The organism is Frankia sp. CeTa3Moorea (genome assembly GCF_978021225.1).
This window is the reverse complement of sequence record NZ_CDXDOR010000070.1, coordinates 23,672-27,052: the sequence shown is the minus strand read 5'-3', so window position 1 is coordinate 27,052 and position 3,381 is coordinate 23,672. Positions and strand designations below refer to the sequence as shown.

Annotated in this window: 1 protein-coding gene; it reads right to left on the bottom strand. The window is 73.6% G+C overall.

The window, feature by feature from the left end:
• Nucleotides 1-3,341: SDR family NAD(P)-dependent oxidoreductase (locus tag AC08OV_RS14015; protein ID WP_476619760.1), on the bottom strand; the 3,341-nt coding region annotated here is incomplete at its 3' end.
• Nucleotides 3,342-3,381: the final 40 nt, after the last annotated feature.

Here is a 3,381-nt window from a genome sequence, read left to right as displayed (position 1 = left end):
GCACCGGCCGACCGGCCATCCGCCGCCGTGGCCATGGGCTCGGCCAGATACCCGGCGAGCGCCCGTGGTGTGGGGTGGTCGAAGACCAGGGTCGCCGGAAGCTGCCGCCCGGTGGCCGCGATCAGCCGGTTGCGCAGGTCGACGCCGGCGAGCGAGTCGAAACCCTGCTCGCGAAAGGCCCTGCTCATGTCGAGCGAGTTCTGGTTGGGCAGTCCCAGCACCGCCGCGGCGGTCACCCGGACGAGGTCCAGGGCGCCCTGCTGGGTCAGCGTCTGCTCCGCGCGCCCGGTCGGCGCCGTTCCGGCAGGCGTGCGGCGCGCCCTGACCAGGCCACCCAGCAGGGACGGCAAGGACTCGGCGCTGGCGGCTCGGGACGGCCGCAGGATGGCGGGGACCAGCAGCGCGGCGTCCTCGGACATCGCGCGGTCGAACAGGGAGAGTCCCTGATCGGCGGTCAGCGGCGCCACTCCGGAGCGCGTCCAGCGACTGACGCCGGACTCCCCGAGAGACTCCCCCATGCCCGCCTGCCACAGTCCCCAGGCCAGCGATGTCGCGGGCAGCCCGCGCGCCCTGCGGTGCGCCGCGAGCGCGTCCAGGTAGGTGTTGGCGGCGGCATAGTTGGCCTGACCTGCCGTGCCGAGCAGGCCGGAAATCGAGGAGAACAGGACGAAGGCGCGCAGCTGGCGATCCGCGGTCAGTTCGTGCAGGTACCGCGCGGCATCGGCCTTGACCGCCATGACGGCGCTGATCCGCTCCGCGGTCAGCGCCGGGATCGTGCCGTCGTCAAGGATCCCGGCAGCGTGGATCACCGCGGTCAGCGGCGCGTCGGCCGGCACCTCGTCGACCAGTCGGGCCAGCGCCGTCCGGTCGGTCACGTCGACGGCGACGGCGCGCGCGCCTTCCAGTTCCGCTGTCAGTGCGGCGGCGCCGGGCGCGTCCGGTCCACGACGGCTAACCAGCAGCAGGTTCCGCAGGCCGTGCCGTTGATGGAGATGCCTGGCGATCAGTGCGCCCAGCCCACCGGTGCCACCGGTGATCAGGACCGTGCCGCCGGGATCCCAGCCGAATCCGCGCGCGGCGCCGCCATCGTCCGCGGGCGCGGTGGCCGGGGCGACCCTCGACAGCCGGGGCAGCAGGACCTCCCCGTTTCGCACGGCGAGCTGGGACTGGCCGGTCCGCCGCGCGACACCCGCCACGGCCGCCGCCACGGCCGGGCCGGCATCAGCCGCGCTGTCGTCGACGTCCACCACGACGATCTGGTCCGGGTATTCGCTCTGGGCCGTTCGGGCCAGTCCCCACACCGCGGCCGCGGCCAGATCGGTGACCGGCTCGTCCGGGTCGGCAGCCACCGCGCTCCGCGTGACCAGGACGAGCCGGTCGTCCCGGTCGTGGTCGGCCGCCACCCACTCCTGGATCACACCGAGGTAGCGGGCGACCGTGCTCGTCGTGTCGTCCGTGCTCGCGACGGGCACGACGGCCGGAGCAGGGGCCTCCTCGGTGCCGGTGGTCGTGGCCGCAGCCGCGTCCTCGCGCCGCCAGGTCAGTGCGTACATCTCGCCGCCGTCGGCAGCGACGTCGGCCGATGCCCGGAAGGTCAGCCCCTCGATCGTGGCCACCACGCTGCCCGCCACGTCGGCGAGCAGCACCTCGTAGGTGCCGTCACCGCCTGCCGGGGCGAGCCGGGCGCGTAGCTCCGAGACGCCGCCCACACCACCGCCCGCCCGCACCCCGCTCCAGGCGAACGGCAGGCGCAGTCCGTCGCCGCCGTCGACCAGGCCCAGCACGATGGGGTGCAGCACCGCGTCCACCAGGGCCGGATGAAGCAGAAAGCCGGGTTCCGGGCGAGGAAGGCCCGCGGGGATGCCGACCTCGACGTACGTGAGGTCCCCATCGCGGTACACCGCCCGCAGGCCGCAGAACAGACCGGTGTAGTCGAATCCTCGTTCGGCGAGACGTTCGTAGGCGTCGTCGACCGACACCGGATCCGCCTCGGGCGGCCAGTCCAGCCGGTCGACCGCACCGCGCCCCGGGCCGGCGCCGGCGTCCGCGAGCAGCCCGGTCGCATGCCGGGTCCAGTCCCGCTCCCCGTCCCTCCGGGCGTGGATCAGCACCTGACGGTCACGCACAGTGACCTGAATCTGCACCGGATCGGAGCCGGGCAGCACGAGCGGGCTCTCCAGGGTCAGGTCCGCCACCTCGGGCAGTCCCACCCGCTCCCCCGCGAACAGCGCCAGTTCCAGGAAGGCCGTCGCCGGCAGCAGGGGCGAGCCGTTGATCACGTGCCCGGCAAGCCAGGGATGATCGGCCAGTGAGAGGGTGCCGGCGAACACCACATCGTCCTGGTCGACCAGCTCCACCACCGAGTCCAGCAGCGGATGCCCCGAGGCGCCGCGGGTCGGCCGCGGTGGCAACCAGTACCGGTCCCGACGGAAGGGGTGGGTGGGCTCCTCGCCATGGGCCCGGGCAACGCCGGAGACGAAGGTATCCGCCTCGGAGCCGGTGGCCCTGCCGAGAGGGATCACTCTCGCGATCCCCGCGGACCTGATCAGCGGGGTCAGCGCGGCCGACGGTCCGGCCTCGACAAACACGACGGCACCGGCCTCGCGCAAGGCGCAGACGGCGTCGTGGAACCGCACGGTCCCGCGGATCTGGGTGACCCAGTGCTCGGCGTATCCGGCCACCTCGGCGGGCAGCGGCTGCCCGGTCACCGTGGAGATGACCGGAATCCGCGGGGGCCGGTGGTCGATCGACGAGGCCACGGACCGGAAGTCGTCGAGCACATCGTCCAGATGCGGAGAGTGGAAGGCGTGACTGACGGTCAGCCGGGTTGTTCTACGGCCGCGGTCACGCCATCCGGCGGCCACGCGCTCTGTGGCCTCGGCGTCGCCGGCGAGAACCACCGACACCGGGCCGTTCACCGCCGCCAGCGCCACTCCGTCGACCAGGGTCGCGACGACCTCGGCCTCGGTCGCCTCCACCGCGATCATCGCGCCACCGGAGCGGGCCTGCTGCATCAGCCGGCCTCGGGCAGCCACCAGTCGGGCAGCGTCCGGCAGGGAGAACACCCCGGCCACATGGGCGGCGGACAGCTCGCCGATGGAATGGCCGGCGAGCAGATCGGCGCTCAGGCCGTGGTCGGCAGCCAGCGCGGCCAGCGCGACCTCGAAGGCGAACAGCGCCGGCTGGGTGTAGCGGGTCTGGTTCAGCCGCGAGCCGGTGGCCGGTCCGGCGCCGAACATCAGTTCCCGCAGCGGCTCGTCCAGATGGGGGTCAAACGCCGTGCACACCTCGTCGAACACCCGCGCGAACTCCGGGAAGCGCGCGTACAGTTCCCGGCCCATCCCGGGCCGCTGCGCCCCCTGGCCCGTGACCCCAGTGCCG